General features: G+C 71.3%; 17 protein-coding genes. 2 read left to right on the forward strand and 15 right to left on the reverse strand.

Annotation, left to right across the window (positions count from 1 at the left end):
- Positions 1-10 precede the first annotated feature (10 nt).
- The 3 genes from AB0K07_RS30065 to AB0K07_RS30075 all read right to left on the reverse strand — a co-directional run bounded on the left by AB0K07_RS30065 (position 11) and on the right by AB0K07_RS30075 (position 3,142).
- Positions 11-1,987, reverse strand: a complete 1,977-nt coding sequence (locus AB0K07_RS30065; RefSeq protein WP_363760883.1) for an ABC transporter ATP-binding protein — start codon at positions 1,985-1,987, stop codon at positions 11-13.
- A 113-nt stretch (positions 1,988-2,100) separates the two neighbouring features.
- Complete coding sequence (locus tag AB0K07_RS30070) at positions 2,101-2,868, reverse strand: enoyl-CoA hydratase/isomerase family protein (RefSeq protein ID WP_363760796.1); 768 nt, start codon at positions 2,866-2,868, stop codon at positions 2,101-2,103.
- Between the two features lie 46 nt (positions 2,869-2,914).
- On the reverse strand, positions 2,915-3,142 hold the full coding sequence (locus AB0K07_RS30075) for a helix-turn-helix domain-containing protein (protein WP_007462679.1): 228 nt from the start codon (positions 3,140-3,142) through the stop codon (positions 2,915-2,917).
- A gap of 219 nt (positions 3,143-3,361) precedes the next feature.
- Here AB0K07_RS30075 and AB0K07_RS30080 point away from each other — a divergent pair, with 219 nt between their 5' ends.
- Positions 3,362-3,961 carry a cadmium resistance transporter gene (locus AB0K07_RS30080; protein ID WP_363760799.1) on the forward strand — a complete coding sequence of 200 codons (600 nt, stop codon included), beginning with the start codon at positions 3,362-3,364 and terminating at the stop codon, positions 3,959-3,961.
- Between the two features lie 40 nt (positions 3,962-4,001).
- Here AB0K07_RS30080 and AB0K07_RS30085 read toward each other — a convergent pair whose 3' ends face one another.
- Positions 4,002-5,606, reverse strand: coding sequence for an ABC-F family ATP-binding cassette domain-containing protein (locus AB0K07_RS30085; RefSeq protein WP_363760802.1), 1,605 nt, complete (start codon positions 5,604-5,606; stop codon positions 4,002-4,004).
- 263 nt (positions 5,607-5,869) lie between these two features.
- On the opposite strand from AB0K07_RS30085, the gene AB0K07_RS30090 reads away from it, so the two are divergent.
- Positions 5,870-6,793, forward strand: coding sequence for a neutral zinc metallopeptidase (locus AB0K07_RS30090; RefSeq protein WP_363760805.1), 924 nt, complete (start codon positions 5,870-5,872; stop codon positions 6,791-6,793).
- A gap of 64 nt (positions 6,794-6,857) precedes the next feature.
- Here the strand turns inward: AB0K07_RS30090 and AB0K07_RS30095 are convergent, their stop codons facing one another.
- The 11 genes from AB0K07_RS30095 to AB0K07_RS30145 form a co-directional block, all read right to left on the reverse strand.
- Positions 6,858-7,223 (reverse strand): hypothetical protein, encoded by a 366-nt coding sequence (locus AB0K07_RS30095; protein WP_363760808.1) that lies wholly within the window; start codon positions 7,221-7,223, stop codon positions 6,858-6,860.
- Between the two features lie 163 nt (positions 7,224-7,386).
- Entirely contained in the window at positions 7,387-8,049 is a 663-nt protein-coding gene (locus AB0K07_RS30100) for an acVLRF1 family peptidyl-tRNA hydrolase (protein ID WP_363760811.1), read from the reverse strand.
- Positions 8,050-8,101: 52 nt separating this feature from the next.
- Positions 8,102-8,734: a LysE family transporter gene (locus AB0K07_RS30105; RefSeq protein ID WP_363760814.1), complete on the reverse strand. Its 633-nt coding sequence runs from the start codon at positions 8,732-8,734 to the stop codon at positions 8,102-8,104.
- A 378-nt stretch (positions 8,735-9,112) separates the two neighbouring features.
- The gene (locus AB0K07_RS30110; protein ID WP_363760817.1) at positions 9,113-9,553 is read right to left on the reverse strand and encodes a metal-sulfur cluster assembly factor; all 441 of its coding nucleotides are present in this window, start codon (positions 9,551-9,553) and stop codon (positions 9,113-9,115) included.
- Positions 9,550-10,023 (reverse strand): Fe-S cluster assembly sulfur transfer protein SufU, encoded by a 474-nt coding sequence (sufU, locus tag AB0K07_RS30115; protein ID WP_363760820.1) that lies wholly within the window; start codon positions 10,021-10,023, stop codon positions 9,550-9,552. The genes AB0K07_RS30110 and sufU overlap by 4 nt, the downstream gene beginning before the upstream one ends.
- A complete protein-coding gene (locus tag AB0K07_RS30120; RefSeq protein WP_363760823.1) occupies positions 10,023-11,327 on the reverse strand; it encodes a cysteine desulfurase in 1,305 nt (434 codons plus the stop codon). Before AB0K07_RS30120 ends, sufU begins: the two co-directional genes overlap by 1 nt.
- Before the next feature lie 20 nt (positions 11,328-11,347).
- Positions 11,348-12,121, reverse strand: coding sequence for a Fe-S cluster assembly ATPase SufC (sufC, locus tag AB0K07_RS30125; RefSeq protein WP_363760826.1), 774 nt, complete (start codon positions 12,119-12,121; stop codon positions 11,348-11,350).
- Positions 12,121-12,447, reverse strand: a complete 327-nt coding sequence (locus AB0K07_RS30130; protein ID WP_363760829.1) for a non-heme iron oxygenase ferredoxin subunit — start codon at positions 12,445-12,447, stop codon at positions 12,121-12,123. Before AB0K07_RS30130 ends, sufC begins: the two co-directional genes overlap by 1 nt.
- Positions 12,447-13,589, reverse strand: a complete 1,143-nt coding sequence (sufD, locus tag AB0K07_RS30135; protein WP_363760832.1) for a Fe-S cluster assembly protein SufD — start codon at positions 13,587-13,589, stop codon at positions 12,447-12,449. Before sufD ends, AB0K07_RS30130 begins: the two co-directional genes overlap by 1 nt.
- A 64-nt stretch (positions 13,590-13,653) precedes the next feature.
- Positions 13,654-15,084: a Fe-S cluster assembly protein SufB gene (gene sufB, locus AB0K07_RS30140; protein WP_074312771.1), complete on the reverse strand. Its 1,431-nt coding sequence runs from the start codon at positions 15,082-15,084 to the stop codon at positions 13,654-13,656.
- Positions 15,081-15,803, reverse strand: coding sequence for a transcriptional regulator (locus AB0K07_RS30145; protein WP_363760886.1), 723 nt, complete (start codon positions 15,801-15,803; stop codon positions 15,081-15,083). Before AB0K07_RS30145 ends, sufB begins: the two co-directional genes overlap by 4 nt.
- Positions 15,804-15,961: the final 158 nt, after the last annotated feature.

The raw sequence follows: 15,961 nt of genomic DNA on the forward strand, positions 1-15,961 counted from the left end.
GCGGCCGGGGTCAGTTGGCCACGGCTGGCGGCAGCGCCTCGTCGGCGACGTAGGTGCCCAGCGGCATGACCACGGGCTCGGGGCCGGTCGCGTCCACGTACGGGGTGGGCGAGTCGGCGACCGCGAACTGGGTGCGGTACAGCTCGGCGTAGAGCCCGCCGACCGCGACCAGCTCCTCGTGCCGCCCGCGCTCGACGATCCGCCCGCCGTCCAGGACCAGGATCTGGTCGGCGTCGCGGACGGTGGAGAGCCGGTGCGCGATCACCAGTGCGGTCCGCCCGGCCAGCGCCACCGACAGCGCCCGCTGCACCGCCGCCTCACTCTCCGAATCCAGGTGTGCGGTCGCCTCGTCGAGGATCACGATCGACGGGGCCTTGAGCAGCAGCCGGGCGATGGCGATCCGCTGCTTCTCACCGCCGGAGAACCGGTAGCCACGCTCCCCCACGGTGGTGTCCAGCCCGTCGGGCAGCGACCGGACCAGGTCGGCGACCTGGGCGCCGGCCAGCGCGGCCCAGATCTCGTCGTCGGTGGCGTCCGGCTTGGCGTAGCGCAGGTTCTCGGCGATCGTCTCGTGGAACAGGTGCGAATCCTGGGTGACGACGCCGATCTCGTCGCGCAGGGAGGCGAGTGTCGCGTCGCGCACGTCCACGCCGCCGACCAGCACCTGACCGTCGGTGACGTCGTAGATCCGGGAGATCAGCATCGACAGGGTCGACTTGCCGGCGCCGGACGGGCCGACCAGGGCCACCATCTGCCCCGGCTCGACGCTGAACGAGACGCCCTTGAGCACCGGCTCGTTGACGGTGCGGTCGAGCGTGGCGACCTCCTCCAGCGAGGCGAGGGAGACCTCGGCGGCGCTCGGGTAGCGGAACCGCACGTCGCGGAAGTCGACCCGGCCGGCGCTCCGGGGGACGGGCACCGCGTCGGGCTTCTCCACGATGCCCGGCTTCAGGTCGAGCACCTCGAAGACCCGGTCGAAGGAGACCAGCGCGCTCATCACGTCCACCCGGACGTTGGAGAGCGCGGTCAGCGGGCCGTACAGACGGGTGAGCAGCAGCGCGAGGGTCACCACGGTGCCCGCGCTGACGCCGCCGGTCACCGCGAGCCAGCCGCCGAGGCCGTAGGTGAGAGCCTGGGCCAGCGAGGCGACCAGCAGCATCGCGACGAAGAACGTCCGCGAGTACATGGCGGACTGGATGCCGATGTCGCGCACCCGCTCGGCCCGGCCGGCGAACCGGCGGGCCTCGATCTCGGGCTGGCCGAAGAGCTTCACCAGCAACGCGCCGGCCACCCCGAACCGCTCGGTCATGGTCGCGTTCATCTTGGCGTCGAGGTTGTACGCCTCGCGGGTGATGTCGGCCAGCCGCCGGCCGACCCGGCGGGCCGGAATGATGAAGATCGGCAGCAGCACCAGCGAGAGCGCGGTGATCTGCCAGGAGAGGGTGAACATCACCGCGGCGGTGAGCACCAGCTGGATGACGTTGCTGACCACCCCGGACAGGGTGGACGTGAACGCCCGCTGGGCGCCGAGCACGTCGTTGTTGAGTCGGCTGACCAGGGCGCCGGTCTGGGTACGGGTGAAGAACTGCAACGGCATCCGCTGCACGTGGTCGTAGACCCGGGTGCGCAGGTCGAGGATGATGCCCTCGCCGATCCGGGCGGAATACCAGCGCTGGGCCAGCGAGAGCAGCGCGTCGGCGACCGCCAGCGCGGCGATGAACAGGGCCAGCCGGACCACCAGCTGGCCGGCCTCGGTGCCGCCCCGGTTGATCGCGTTGATCACGTCACCGGCGAGCACCGGGGTGGCCACGCCGATGATGGCGGCCAGCACCACGGTGGCCAGGAAGACGATGATGTCGCGCCGGTAGGGCTGGGCGAAGGCGACGATCCGCCGGGCCACCCCGCGCTTCAGCCGGTGGGTGGAGACCTCGTCGCGGTTACGCATCGACCGGAGCATGCTCCATCCCGCCATGCCACCGCCGGACATCGGGTTGGACACCACTCACCTCCGGGTCGTCGGGCGGACCGCCTCGTCAGGTCAATTGTCCCGACGACTGTGACAACCTCGGTCGTAACCCGGATCTTCCCGTACGGTCCTTACTATTCTCCCTGGCCGGCGAGGTCGCGCAACCGGCGGGTCTGCGCCTCCCGCTCGGCACGCTGCTGGTCGGCGTGCGACCGCCCGGCCGCGCCGGCGAGCAGCGCCTTGATCTCCACCACCGCGTCGCGGGCACCGGCGAGCAGGCCGGCGGTCAGGTCCCGGACCGCGCCGTCCAACTCGGTGGGTGGCACGACCAGTGTGGCCAGCCCGATCCGGTCCGCCTCGGCGGCGTCCAGCCGACGGCCGGTCGCGCAGATCTCCAGTGCCCGGGAATAGCCGACCAACTCGACCAGCCGCTTCGTGCCGGCCAGGTCGGGCACCAGACCGAGGGTCACCTCGGCCATCGACAGCTTCGCGTCGGTGGCCAGCACCCGCAGGTCACAGGCGAGAGCCAGCTGGAACCCGGCCCCGATCGCGTGACCCTGCACGGCGGCGACGGAGATGACGTCCGGGCGGTGCAGCCACGTGAAGCCGGCCTGGAACTCGGCGATCCGGTCCGCGCACTCCTGCTCGGGCAGCGTGGCCAGCTCAGCGAAGGACCCGGGGCCGGAAGCACCGGCCACCGAGAGGTCGAGACCGGCGGAGAACGCACGGCCCTCGCCCCGGACCACCACCACCCGTACGTCACCGGGCAGGTCGCGAGAGAACTCGCTCATCGCCCGCCACATCGCGGGAGTCTGGGCATTGAGCACGTCGGGCCGGCACAACGTCACCGTGGCAACCGGCCCGTCGCAGGTCAGCCGGACCCCGGTCGCCTCGGCGGTCACCGGGCGGCCCGGGGAGCGGCGCTGTCGGACGACGCTGGGGGGCGGGTCACGCCTTCTTGCGGCGCCGGGCACCGCCGCGCTGACGCAACTGCACCCCGGACTCAGTGAGCACTCGGTGGATGAACCCGTAGGAACGGCCGGTCGAGGCCGCCAGCGCGCGGATGCTCTCCCCCGAGGTGTACCGCTTTACCAGGTCCTTGGCGAGCGTCTGACGCTCGGCTCCGACGATCCGGCGACCCTTCTCAGTGCTGGTGGCTGTGCCAGTGGCTGCCATGCTGTGTCCTCACGTCCCAGACTGTGCGGTTCGGATACGGTCCCACCTATTAGACCGCCTCGAACGATCATGCGCCAGATATCAACTCTTCGCCAACCGACACGCTATGCAATGTCAGCTTCCCGATAGAGTGATCCTGGCGATCCGTCCCGCCGCACCGGCCGGGCGTACCACCGTCGCCGCACGGCGATGCCCGCCGACGACCCGTACCCTGCGGTCGTGATCGACCTTCTCGGCAGCGCGGTCGGGGCGGCAGTGGTCTTCGCCGCCACCGACATCGACGACATCGTCATCCTGACCCTGTTTTTCGTCACCGCCCGCCGCACCGGCCGACCGCGGGCCTGGCAGATCGTCGCCGGGCAGTACCTGGGCATCGGGGCGCTGGCGCTGGCCAGCGCGGTGGTCGCCGCCGGCCTGCTGGTGGTGCCCGACCCGTGGACCGGGCTGCTCGGGCTGCTGCCGATCGCGCTCGGGATCCGCGCCCTCGTGCGGCGCGACGGCGACGAGGCGCCCGCCGTGGTGGCCTCCACGCTCGGGGTGGCCGGGGTGACGATCGCCAACGGCGCCGACAACGTGGCCGTCTACGTCCCCGTGTTCCGCGCCCTCGGCCCGGCCGACAGCGCGGTCTTCCTGCTGGTCTTCGTGCTGCTCATCGCGCTGTGGTGCGCCGTCGGCGCCTGGCTGGGCGGGCACCCCCGGGTGGTGCGGCTGGTCGAGCGCGCCGGCCACTGGCTGGTGCCGGCGATCTTCGTCGGCATCGGGGTGGTGATCCTGGTCAGCTCCGGCGTGCTCGACCGGCTGGTCGACCTGCTGGGCTGAGAGCGGCCGGACGGGCCGCCCCCGCACGAGACGCGACCGGTCAGGCCAGCTCGACCAGCTCGAGCAGGTCGTCGCTCCAGGCGTCCTCGTCGCCGTCGGGCAGCAGGATCGCCCGGTCCGGCTTGAGCGCCAGCACCGCGCCCGGGTCGTGGGTGACCAGCACGATGGCACCCGGGTAGTTGGCGATCGCGTCGAGCACCTGCTCCCGACTGACCGGGTCGAGGTTGTTCGTCGGCTCGTCGAGCAGCAGCACGTTGGCGCCGGAACAGACCAGGGTCGACAGGGCCAGCCGGGTCTTCTCGCCGCCGGAGAGCACGCCGGCCGGCTTGTTCACGTCGTCGCCGGAGAACAGGAACGCGCCGAGGATCTTGCGCAGATCGGTGTCGGACTGCTCCACGGCGGCGGCGCGCATGTTCTCCAGCACCGTCCGCTCCACGTCCAGCGTCTCGTGCTCCTGGGCGTAGTAGCCCAGCCGCAGCCCGTGCCCGGCGTGCACCTCGCCGGTGTCCGGCGTCAGCAGGCCGCCGAGCATCCGCAGCAGCGTCGTCTTGCCGGCGCCGTTGAGCCCGAGGATGGCCACCCGGGAGCCGCGGTCCACCGCGACGTTGACGTCGGTGAAGATCTCCAGCGAGCCGTACGACTTGGACAGGCCGGTCGCGGTGAGCGGGGTCTTGCCGCACGGCGCGGGGTTGGGGAAACGCACCTTGGCGACCCGGTCGGCGACCCGTACCTCCTCCAGGCCGGAGATCAGCTTCTCGGCACGGCGGGCCATGTTCTGCGCGGCGACGGTCTTGGTGGCCTTGGCCCGCATCTTGTCGGCCTGCGCCATCAGCGCGCCGGCCTTCTTCTCCGCGTTGGCCCGCTCCCGGCGGCGGCGCCGCTCGTCGGTCTCGCGGGCCTCCAGGTACGCCTTCCAGCCCAGGTTGTAGACGTCGACGACGGAACGGGTGGCGTCGAGGAACCAGACCTTGTTGACCACCGACTCCAGCAGCGCGCCGTCGTGGGAGATCACGATCAGGCCGCCCTTGTGGTTGGCGAGGAAGCCGCGCAGCCAGGTGATCGAGTCGGCGTCGAGGTGGTTGGTCGGCTCGTCGAGCAGCAGGATGCCGCCGCCGTTCTCGCCGGCGTCGCGGAACAGGATCCGGGCCAGCTCGATGCGCCGACGCTGACCACCGGAGAGGGTGCCGATGGTCTGCGCGAGCGCGCGGTCCGGCAGGCCCAGGTTGGCGCAGATCCGGGCGGCCTCGGCCTCGGCGGCGTACCCGCCCAGGGCGGCGAACTGGTCCTCCAGCGCGCCGTAGCGGCGGACCAGCTTCTCGTCGGCGTCCTCGGCGAGCTTGGCCTCGATCTCCTGCATCTGGGACATCAGCACGTCCAGGCCACGCGCGGAGAGCACCCGGTCGCGACCGGTCACCTCCAGGTCGCCCGTGCGCGGGTCCTGCGGCAGGTAGCCGATGGCACTGCGCTGGTCGATCTGGCCGGCGTACGGCTGCCCCTCGCCGGCGAGCACCTTCAGCGTGGTGGTCTTGCCGGCGCCGTTGCGACCGACCAGGCCGATCCGATCACCGGGCTGCACGCGCAGGGTGGTGTCGGACAGCAGGATCCGGGAACCGGCACGCAGTTCCAGGCCGGTGGCAGTGATCATGTTTGCGGGCTCGCTCTCGGGGTTTGGAAGGCTGACTCGGGGCACGCGAAACGGCCGGCGGGCTCAAGGGGCCCGACGGCGCGGGGCGGTTCAGCCTTCGCAGCGCAGCACCCGACAAGTGTACCGGGCCCCGCCGGACGGCCCTCCCGGATTACCGATCAAGATCATCGGGTACCGGAACGCCTGTCCGGACCCCGTCCGGCACTCGATAGACGAAACGACACACGAAAGACACTCACCGGCATACGGCGATCGGGGTCACCATGGAACTCAACGAGCGGGCCGAGCTCGACACCTCCCAGGCCAACGACCTGGGCCGGGGTAGCGGCGGGTCGGGCGGCGGCATCGGCATCCCCATCCCCGGCGGCGGCGGCCGGGGCGGCATCATCGGCATCGTGGTGGCCGTTCTCGTCGCCCTGCTCGGCGGCGGGTTCGGTCTCAACGCCATGACCAACGGCGACGAGGGCGGGCAGGCCGGAGGCACCGACCTGGAGCAGTTGTGCTCCCGCGACAACCCCGAGCGCCTCGACGACGCGCGCTGCCGCAACCTGCTCTACGTCAACAGCATCCAGGCCTTCTGGCAGAAGGCGTACCCGGAGCTGGGCAACGGCAAGTACGAGCCCACCGACACCAACTTCTTCCAGAGCGCCGTGAACACCGGCTGCGGGCAGGCCGACTCGGGCGTCGGCCCGTTCTACTGCCCCGCCGACAAGCAGGTGTACATCGACCTGAGCTTCTACGACGAGTTGGCCTCGCGGTTCGGCGCCAAGGGCGAGTTCGCCCAGCCCTACGTGCTCGCCCACGAGTACGGCCACCACATCCAGAACCTGCTCGGCACCAACGAGAAGGCCGGCCAGGGCGACCAGAGTGGCCCCCGCTCCGCCTCCGTACGGCTGGAGTTGCAGGCCGACTGCTACGCCGGCGCCTGGGCCAAGCACGCCACCGAAAGCAAGGACAAGACCGGCCAGGAACCGCTGTTCACGTCGATCACCCAGGCCGACATCAGCGAGGCGGTGCAGGCCGCCGAGGCGATCGGCGACGACAGCATCCAGGAGCGCTCCGGCGGGCGGGTCAACCCCGACCAGTTCACCCACGGCACGTCCGAGCAGCGCAAGCGCTGGTTCACCCAGGGCTACGACCGCGGCGACCCGAAGACCTGCGACACCTTCGGCACCGACCAGCTCTGACGCCTCACCGGATCGTGGCAGGCCCCTCGGCGGGCCTGCCACGATCATTCTCAGGCGATGCCCGTCAGTCGAGCCGCGAGACCTGGTAGTGGCTGATGAGCCAGGCGTCGCCGACCCGCCGCACGATCACGCCGAGGTGGACGGTCAGCGCCGGTCGGTCGGTGAAGCCGAACTCCACCTCCAGGTAGCCGAGGACCAGGTCGTCGGCAAGACGCCGGGTCTCCCGGATGTCGTATCGGGCGGTCAGGCCGAGCGGCTGGGCGGCGTAGTACGCGGCGACGCCGTCACGGCCGACGGTGTACGGGTGCAGACCCTGGAAGATCGCGTCGTCGGTGAAGTACGACGCGACGCGACCCGGCTCGTGGGCGTCGACCGCCGACCGCCACCGGTCGAGGACGCTCCGCAGGATCTCGCCGTCGGCACTGGACATCATGTTCTCCCTGCTCTGTCGGGTGGATGAGGGACGCACGTCCAGCCTGTCCGCGTCGTCGACCTGGAAGAGCCCCCACGTCCGATCGCCGGCGCGACACCGTGCCGGGAACGCCGTTCTGCGTGGCGGCCGTCTCTGTCGTTGGCGCCGTCGACCGCCGCCGTCACTCGGCGCGTCCGGGTTCCGGGTCGCGCAGCCGGATCCGTACCGCACGGGCCGCGGCCACCGCGCCGACCAGCACGGCGTGTCGAGGCTCCGGCACGTCGAGCAACCGCTCGGCACGCAGCGGCACGAGCGGGGCCAACCGCCGGTCGGCCAGTACGGTGTCCACCGCCCGCCGATCGCCGCCGCACACCACCGCGGCGAGAGTCGCCGCCTCCGGCAACAGCAGCCGTACGGCCAACTCCGCCGCGTCACCCAGCGCCGCCTTGGCCTGGTTGTCGCGCCGACGGGCGAACCGCTGCTGCGACCAGCCCCCCGCGGCGGTGCGCCCCTGCACGTACCGGGTGTCCACCTTGGAGACGACGAGGCCGGCGCCGTCGGCCACGCCGACGGCCACGGCGCCCTTGCGGGCCAGCAGCAGGCCGATCCGGCGGGGCGCGACGGCGGAGGCAACGAACCCAGGCACGTCGACGCCGGCCGGCGCGCCCGGCGGGGCGTACAGCTCGGCGGTGGTCCCGTCGGGGGCGGTGAGCAGCAGGCCGTACTCCCGCGCGGTGGTGGTCGGCGGGCCGTGCCGGTCGGCGAAGCCCTCGACCCAGCGGCCGACGCGGGCCGGGTCGACCTCGACCCACCGGCCGCCCCCGGCTGCGGGTCGACTGGTCACCGCCCGACCGTACGGCACGGCGGGCCCGGCCGGGCGGTCGGGCGGTGACCGCTCAGTCCGGCAGCAGCGCGGCCACCGCCAGCGCGGCGATGAGCGCGCTGGAGACCAGGCCGGTGACCAGCCGGCCGCGCGGCCCGGTCAGCGCCCGGCCGACCACCGTGCCGCCACCGGCGATGAGCAGCTGCCAGCTCGCCGACGCCAGGAACACGCCGGCCACGAAGAGCGCCGCGGGGACCGCGCCCGGATCGGCGGTGTCCTGACGGCCGAGCACCAGCGCGGTGAAGTAGAGCACCGTCGTCGGGTTCAGCAGGGTCAGCCCGAGCAGGGCCGCGTAGGCCCGACCCGGAGTGCCCATGCCCCGAGCGGCGGGTGCCGCCGGTGCCGCCGGCGAACGGTGGGCGGACCAGGTACGCCAGAGGCCGTGCGCGGCGAGCCCCAGCAGGACCACGGCGGCGACCACCCGCAGCGGGCCGGCGGCCGGCGCGACGACCCCGGCCAGGCCGGCGCCACCGAGCGCGGCGACCGCCGCGTAGAGCCCGTCGGCCGTCGCCACCGCGAGCGCCGCCGCGGCGCCGACCCGGAACGAGGTACGGGCACTGAGCCCGAGGATGAGGATCGCGATCGCGCCGACGGGGATGGCGACGCCGTAGCCGGCCACCAGGCCGGCGAGGAACGCCCCGGTCACGACGACGGGCGACGGATCGAGGCGGCCCAGGGCGCGGTGCGCTGTCGACGCGCGGCGGTGGCCGCGCGGACAGGAACCTGCTTCGGGTACGCCTCAGTCACCCCGTCATCCTGGCCGCCGAAGCCTCGCCCTCGCCACCAGATTTCCCGCGCCCCGCCCCGCGGCGCGCCGCGCCGCGCCGCGCCGCGCGCTCGATCCAGGAAGTAGTGGTCACACGGCTCGCCGATGCCACTCGATCCTGGATCGAGCACGATCTTGGGATGTGGCACTTGGCGGGCCGCACGATTCCCCGCCGCAGGGTGGCCGAGGCGGGAAAAGGTCGAGCGCGACGCCCCGATGGGGCGTCGCGCTCGACGGGCAGAGCCGACCGGGGTCGGCTCAGACGTTGAAGCCGAGGGAACGGAGCTGGTCCCGACCCTCGTCGGTGATCTTGTCCGGACCCCATGGCGGAAGCCACACCCAGTTGATCCGGATGTCGTTGACCAGGCCGCCGCCGGGGCCGGTGGTCAGCGCCTGCCGGGCCTGGTCCTCGATCACGTCGGTCAGCGGGCAGGCCGCCGAGGTGAGCGTCATGTCCAGGGTGGCGACGTTCTCGTCGTCGACGTGCACGCCGTACACCAGGCCCAGGTCGACCACGTTGATGCCGAGCTCCGGGTCGACGACGTCCTTCATCGCCTCCTCGATGTCGGCGATCATGGCCTTGCTGACGCCGGCCGTCGGGGTGACGGCGTCGCCGGTCGTCGCGGCGTCGGCCTGCGGCGCCGCCGTGACGTCACCGGCCTCCGGCGTCGCTTCGGTAGCCGTGTTCTCGCTGCTCATGCCTTCACCTCCGGGCTCACGCCCACACCGGCGCGTGCCGCGGCATCCTTGAACGCCATCCACGGCAGCAGCGCGCACTTGACCCGAGCGGGGTAGCGGGCCACACCCGCGAAAGCCACCCCGTCACCGAGCACGTCCTCGTCCGGCGTGACCTGGCCACGGCCGGACATCAACTCGACAAACGCCTCGTGCACCTCGAATGCTTCCCCGGCGCCCCGACCGCGCAGCAACTCGTGCAGCACGCTCGCCGACGCCTGGCTGATCGAGCAGCCCATGCCGTCGTACGAGATGTCGTGCAGCACGGCACCGTCGGTGGCCACCCGGACGATGACCTCGTCGCCGCAGGTCGGGTTGACGTGGTGCGCCTGACCGACCTGGTCGCCCGAGTCGTCGGCGTCGCGCAGGCCACGCCCGTGCGGGTGCTTGTAGTGATCCAGGATGATCTCCTGGTAGAGCTGGTCGAGTCGCATCAGTCGAACACCTTCCGCACCTGCTCCAGACCCGCCACCAGAGCGTCGATCTCCTCGGTGGTGGTGTAGAGGTAGAACGAGGCCCGGGTCGTCGCCGGGACGCCGAACCGGCTGCACACCGGCTTCGCACAGTGGTGGCCCACCCGCACCTGCACGCCGAGCGAGTCGAGCACCTGACCCACGTCGTGGGGGTGCACGTCACCCAGCGCGAACGAGATGGTGCCGCCCCGGCCCACCGGCACGGTCGGGCCGAAGATCCGCAGGTCGCGTACGGAGCCGAGGGCGTCCAGCGCGTACGCCGTCAGCTCCTTCTCGTGCCACTGGATGGCCGGCATCCCGATCCCGGTGAGGTAGTCCACAGCCGCGCCGAGCGCGACCGCCTCGGCGATCGGCGGGGTGCCCGCCTCGAACCGGGCCGGCGGGGCGGCGAACGTCGACCGGGCCATGGTGACGGTCTCGATCATCGAGCCGCCGCCGAAGACCGGCGGCATCGCCGCCAGCAGCTCGCCCCGGCCCCAGAGCACACCGATGCCGGTCGGGCCGCACATCTTGTGCCCGGTGAAGACGATGAAGTCGGCGTCCAGGTCGACCACGTCGATGGGCAGGTGCGGCACCGACTGCGAGCAGTCCAGCAACAGCAGCGCGCCGACCTCACGGACCCGCGCGGTGATCCGGGAGGTCGCGTTGATCGTGCCCAGGATGTTCGACATGTGCACCAGCGAGACGATCTTCGTCCGCTCGTTGACCAGGTCCTCCAGGCCCGACTCGTCCAGCCGGCCCTGATCGGTGACCGGGAACCAGCGCAGGGTCGCTCCGGTCCGTTCGCAGAGCAGCTGCCACGGGACGATGTTCGAGTGGTGCTCCATCTCGGAGATCACCACCTCGTCTCCCGGGCCGAGCCGGAACCGCGGGTCACCGTCCGGGCGCAGCGAGGCGTTGGAGAACCCGTACGCCACGAGGTTGATCGCCTCGGTGGAGTTCTTGGTGAACACCACCTCGTCCGGGCTCGGCGCGCCGATGAACGCGGCGACCTTGGCCCGCGCCCCCTCGTACGCCTCGGTGGCCTCCGTGCCCAGGGTGTGCACCGAGCGCGACACGTTGGCGTTGTGCCGCGCGTAGTGCTCCCCGAGCACGTCGAGCACCTGGCGGGGCTTGTGCGAGGTGTTGGCGCTGTCGAGGTAGACCAGCGGGTGCCCGTTGACCTCCCGGTCGAGGATCGGGAAGTCGGCGCGCACCCGGGCCACGTCGAAACGCGGCACGTCGTCGTACTGCGGCATCCCCTGCGGGATCGCGATGCTGGTCATCTCGGCAGCGCCTCTCCCGCTCAGGCCCGGGCCGTGCCGGCCCCGGCGGCGTACCGCTCGTAGCCCTCGGCCTCGAGCTTGTCGGCCAGCTCGGGGCCGCCCTGCTCGACGATCCGGCCGGCCACGAAGACGTGCACGAAGTCCGGCTTGATGTAGCGCAGGATCCGCGTGTAGTGGGTGATCAGCAGCACGCCGGTGTCACCGGTGTCGCGGACCCGGTTGACGCCCTCGCTGACCACCCGCAGGGCGTCCACGTCGAGGCCGGAGTCGGTCTCGTCGAGGATCGCGATCTTCGGCTTGAGCAGCTCCAGCTGGACGATCTCGTGCCGCTTCTTCTCACCGCCGGAGAAGCCCTCGTTGACGTTGCGCTGGGCGAACGCCGGGTCCATCTGGAGGCGCTCCATGGCACCGCGCAGCTCGCCACCCCAGGTGCGCAGCTTCGGGGCCTCGCCGTCGATGGCGGTCTTCGCGGTCCGCAGGAAGTTCGCCACCGAGACGCCGGGGACCTCGACCGGGTACTGCATGGCCAGGAACAGGCCGGCGCGGGCCCGCTCGTCGACGGTCATGGCCAGCACGTCCTCGCCGTCGAGGGTCACCGAGCCGCCGGTGATCTCGTACTTGGGGTGACCGGCGATCGAGTACGCCAGGGTGGACTTGCCGGAGCCGTTCGGGCCCATGATGGCGTGGGTGCTTCCCGAATTAACAGTCAGGTCTACCCCATACAGGATCGGCTTGAGCTCACCCTCGGGCAGCTTGACCGACACCTTCAGGTCGCGGATCTCCAGGGTGCTCATTATCGGGTCACTCCATTACTCGGCGTCAGGCTGAGGTAGATGTCGCCGTCGCGGACTTCGACGGGGTAGACGGGTACGGGTTCGGTGGCCGGCAGCCCGGTGGGCTGCCCGGTGCGCAGGTCGAAGCGCGAGCCGTGCAGCCAGCACTCGAGCGTGCAGCCGTCGACCTCCCCCTCGGAGAGGGCGACCGAGGCGTGCGAGCACTCGTCGTAGGCGGCGTAGAACTCGCCGTCCTCGCCGTGCACCAGCGCGATCGGGGTGCCGTCGACGTCCGCGCTGATCGCGGTGCCCTTCGGCACGTCCTCGGTGGAGCAGATCCGGATCATCAGGCGCCGGCCTTCGTCAGGCGGGCCTCGATCGCGTCGCCGAGCCGCTCGCGCAGCGACTCCACCGGGATCTTGTTGATCAGCTCGGCGAAGAAGCCACGGACCACCAGGCGGCGGGCCTCGCCCTCCGGGATACCCCGGGCCATCAGGTAGAACAGCTGCTCGTCGTCGAAGCGGCCGGTCGCGCTGGCGTGGCCGGCGCCGGCGATCTCGCCGGTCTCGATCTCCAGATTGGGTACGGAGTCCGCCCGCGCGCCGTCGGTGAGCAGCAGGTTCCGGTTGATCTCGTACGTGTCGGTGCCGGTCGCCTCGGCCCGGATCAGCACGTCGCCCACCCAGACGGTGTGCGCGTCCTCGCCCTGCAGGGCCCCCCGGTAGCCGACGTAGCTGCGGCAGTCCGGCACGCTGTGGTCCACGAGCTGCCGGTGCTCCAGGTGCTGGCCGGAGTCGGCGAAGTAGACGCCGTACAGCTCGGCCTCGCCGCCCCGGCCGGTGTACTCCACGGAGGTGTACTGCCGGACCAGGTCACCGCCGAGGCTGACCTGGACGTGGGTCACCCGGGCGTCCCGACCCAGCTTGATCTTGAGGTGCTGTGCCTGCACCGCGTCGTCGGCCCAGTCCGCGACGGTGACCAGGGTCAGCTTCGCCCCGTCGGCCACGGAGACCTCGACGTTGTCGGCCAGGGTCGCCGAGCCGACGTGCTCCAGGACCAGGGTCAACTCGGCGAACCGGCCGACCTCGACGAAGGTGTGCCCGAAGGCCAGGCCCTCGGCGCCGCCGCCGACCACCCGCAGGCTCACCGGCGCGCCCACCACGACGTCGCTGGCCACCGTGAGCAGCAGCGCCTCGCCCGCACCGCCGTAGGCGAGCGCGCTGACCCGGTCGACCGGGGTGAGCACGCTGCCCACCCGCGGGTCGTCGGTGCCGATCCGCTCGACGGCCACACCCTCGGGCAGGTCGCCGTACTCGTGCCGGACCGTGCCGGTCGCGGCCTGCGGCTCACCGGCCAGGCCACGCAGCCGCTTGAGCGGGGTGAAACGCCAATCCTCCTCCAGGCCGGTGAGGGCCGGGAAGTCGGCGACGTCGTACGAGCGCAGCGCCTGCGACTTGGTGCTGGGCGGCGCGGAAGCCTGGGTAGTCATCTCTTCCTTGGTCTGTTCTCTGCTGTGACGACGGTGTCAGGTCGGCCGGACGGGACGGACGGGGTCAGCCGACCGCGCCCTCCATCTGGAGTTCGATGAGCCGGTTCAGCTCCAGCGCGTACTCCATCGGGAGCTCCTTGGCGATCGGCTCGATGAAGCCGCGCACGATCATGGCCATCGCCTCGTCCTCGCTCAGGCCCCGGCTCATCAGGTAGAAGAGCTGGTCGTCACTGATCTTGGAGACGGTCGCCTCGTGCCCCATCGACACGTCGTCCTCGCGGATGTCGACGTACGGGTAGGTGTCCGAGCGGGAGATGGTGTCGACCAGCAGCGCGTCGCACTTGACCGTGCTCCGGCTGTGGTGCGAACCCTCCAGCACCTGCACCAGACCCCGGTACGAGGTACGGCCGCCGCCCCGGGCGATCGACTTCGACACGATGGTCGAGGAGGTGTGCGGCGCGGCGTGCACCATCTTGGCGCCGGCGTCCTGGTGCTGGCCCTCGCCGGCCATGGCCACCGAGAGCACCTCGCCCTTGGCGTGCTCGCCGGTCATGTAGACCGCCGGGTACTTCATCGTCACCTTGGAGCCGATGTTGCCGTCGACCCACTCCATCGTCGCGCCCTCGTGGCACACGGCGCGCTTGGTGACCAGGTTGTAGACGTTGTTCGACCAGTTCTGGATGGTCGTGTAGCGGCAGCGCGCGTTCTTCTTGACGATGATCTCCACGACCGCGCTGTGCAGCGAGTCGGAGGAGTAGAGCGGCGCGGTGCAGCCCTCGACGTAGTGCACGTACGCACCCTCGTCGACGATGATCAGCGTCCGCTCGAACTGGCCCATGTTCTCCGTGTTGATCCGGAAGTAGGCCTGCAGCGGGATCTCCACGTGCACACCCTTCGGCACGTAGATGAACGAGCCACCGGACCACACGGAGGTGTTCAGCGCGGCGAACTTGTTGTCGCCGACCGGGATCACCGTGCCGAAGTACTCCTTGAAGACGTCCTCGTGCTCGCGCAGCGCCGTGTCGGTGTCCAGGAAGAGAACGCCCTGCTCCTCAAGGTCCTCACGGATCTTGTGGTAGACGACCTCCGACTCGTACTGCGCCGCGACACCGGCCACCAGCCGCTGCTTCTCCGCCTCCGGGATGCCCAGCCGGTCGTAGGTGTTCTTGATGTCCTCCGGCAGGTCCTCCCAGCTGGTGGCCTGCTTCTCGGTGGACCGCACGAAGTACTTGATGTTGTCGAAGTCGATCCCGGTGAGGTCGGCGCCCCAGGCCGGCATCGGCTTGCGGCCGAACAGCCGAAGGCCCTTCAGGCGCAGGTCGAGCATCCAGGCCGGCTCGTTCTTCTTCGCCGAGATGTCCCGCACCACCGCCTCGTTGATGCCACGCTGGGCGACCGCCCCGGCGGCGTCCGGGTCGGACCAGCCGTACTCGTAGCGACCCAGCGCAGCGAGCTGCTCTTCCTGGGTCAGGGGCTGGACGATCTGCTCGGTCATTTATCTGTCCTCACAGTGGTGACGGGATTACCGGATTGGGCGCGGCTCGGCTGGGTCGGAATGTGCGTGGTGCACACCCCGTCGCCGTGCGCGATGGTGGCCAGGCGCTGCACGTGGGTGCCGACCAGACGGGAGATCACCGCGGTCTCGGCCTCGCACAGCTGGGGAAACTCGGCGGCCACGTGCGCCACCGGGCAGTGGTGCTGACAGAGCTGGCCGCCGGAGGCGATCGTGGTCGCGTTGGCAGCGTAACCCTCGGCGGTGAGCGCTCCGGCGAGTGCCTCCGCCCGCGCGAGCGGGTCGTCGCCGGCATCCTCCATGGCGGTCCGGCAGCGGGCTTCCAGGGCGGCCACCTGCTCGGTGGCGAACGCCTCGACCGCGTCCGAGCCGCCGCTGCGGGCGATCCACCGCAACGCCGCGGTGGCCATGTTGTCGTAGTGGTGGGTGCCACAGCGAACCCGACCGGCCTCGGTCAGCAGGAACACCTTGGCCGGGCGCCCCCGGCCGCGGCTGCCCTGCACGGTCTGCTCACGGGCGACCACGTCACCGTCGGCGAGCATCGCGTCCAGGTGCCGGCGGATCGCGGCGGGGCTGAGCCCGAGCGCCACGCCGAGCTGCGCGGCCGTGGTGGCACCACGCTCCAGCAGCAGCTGGGTGACCCGGCCCCGGGTGGAGACCTCGGTCGGTGCGGTGCCGTCGAGCGCGGCCGACGTGGCCACGACCGGCGCGGACGCGGACGCACCGACGGCCGGACCGGCCGTCGGCTGCTGCCCGGAGAGCGCCGCCGCGTTTTTCACAACGCCAACGTTACGTAATTACCCGGAGGGTCGCAAACCCGGGCCCCGGTGATCCGAACCACCGACCCGGCGGAGTCGAA

This window comes from Micromonospora sp. NPDC049301, assembly GCF_040678715.1.
Lineage (GTDB): Bacteria > Actinomycetota > Actinomycetes > Mycobacteriales > Micromonosporaceae > Micromonospora.

Coding starts and splice junctions, on each gene's coding strand:
- sufU (WP_363760820.1), bottom strand. CDS start 10,023: ATGCGACTCGACCAGCTCTACCAGGAGATCATCCTGGATCACTACAAG.
- AB0K07_RS30085 (WP_363760802.1), bottom strand. CDS start 5,606: ATGATCACTGCCACCGGCCTGGAACTGCGTGCCGGTTCCCGGATCCTG.
- AB0K07_RS30095 (WP_363760808.1), bottom strand. CDS start 7,223: ATGTCCAGTGCCGACGGCGAGATCCTGCGGAGCGTCCTCGACCGGTGG.
- sufD (WP_363760832.1), bottom strand. CDS start 13,589: ATGACTACCCAGGCTTCCGCGCCGCCCAGCACCAAGTCGCAGGCGCTG.
- AB0K07_RS30090 (WP_363760805.1), top strand. CDS start 5,870: ATGGAACTCAACGAGCGGGCCGAGCTCGACACCTCCCAGGCCAACGAC.
- AB0K07_RS30110 (WP_363760817.1), bottom strand. CDS start 9,553: ATGAGCAGCGAGAACACGGCTACCGAAGCGACGCCGGAGGCCGGTGAC.
- AB0K07_RS30120 (WP_363760823.1), bottom strand. CDS start 11,327: ATGACCAGCATCGCGATCCCGCAGGGGATGCCGCAGTACGACGACGTG.
- AB0K07_RS30065 (WP_363760883.1), bottom strand. CDS start 1,987: ATGTCCGGCGGTGGCATGGCGGGATGGAGCATGCTCCGGTCGATGCGT.
- AB0K07_RS30075 (WP_007462679.1), bottom strand. CDS start 3,142: ATGGCAGCCACTGGCACAGCCACCAGCACTGAGAAGGGTCGCCGGATC.
- sufB (WP_074312771.1), bottom strand. CDS start 15,084: ATGACCGAGCAGATCGTCCAGCCCCTGACCCAGGAAGAGCAGCTCGCT.
- AB0K07_RS30130 (WP_363760829.1), bottom strand. CDS start 12,447: ATGATCCGGATCTGCTCCACCGAGGACGTGCCGAAGGGCACCGCGATC.
- sufC (WP_363760826.1), bottom strand. CDS start 12,121: ATGAGCACCCTGGAGATCCGCGACCTGAAGGTGTCGGTCAAGCTGCCC.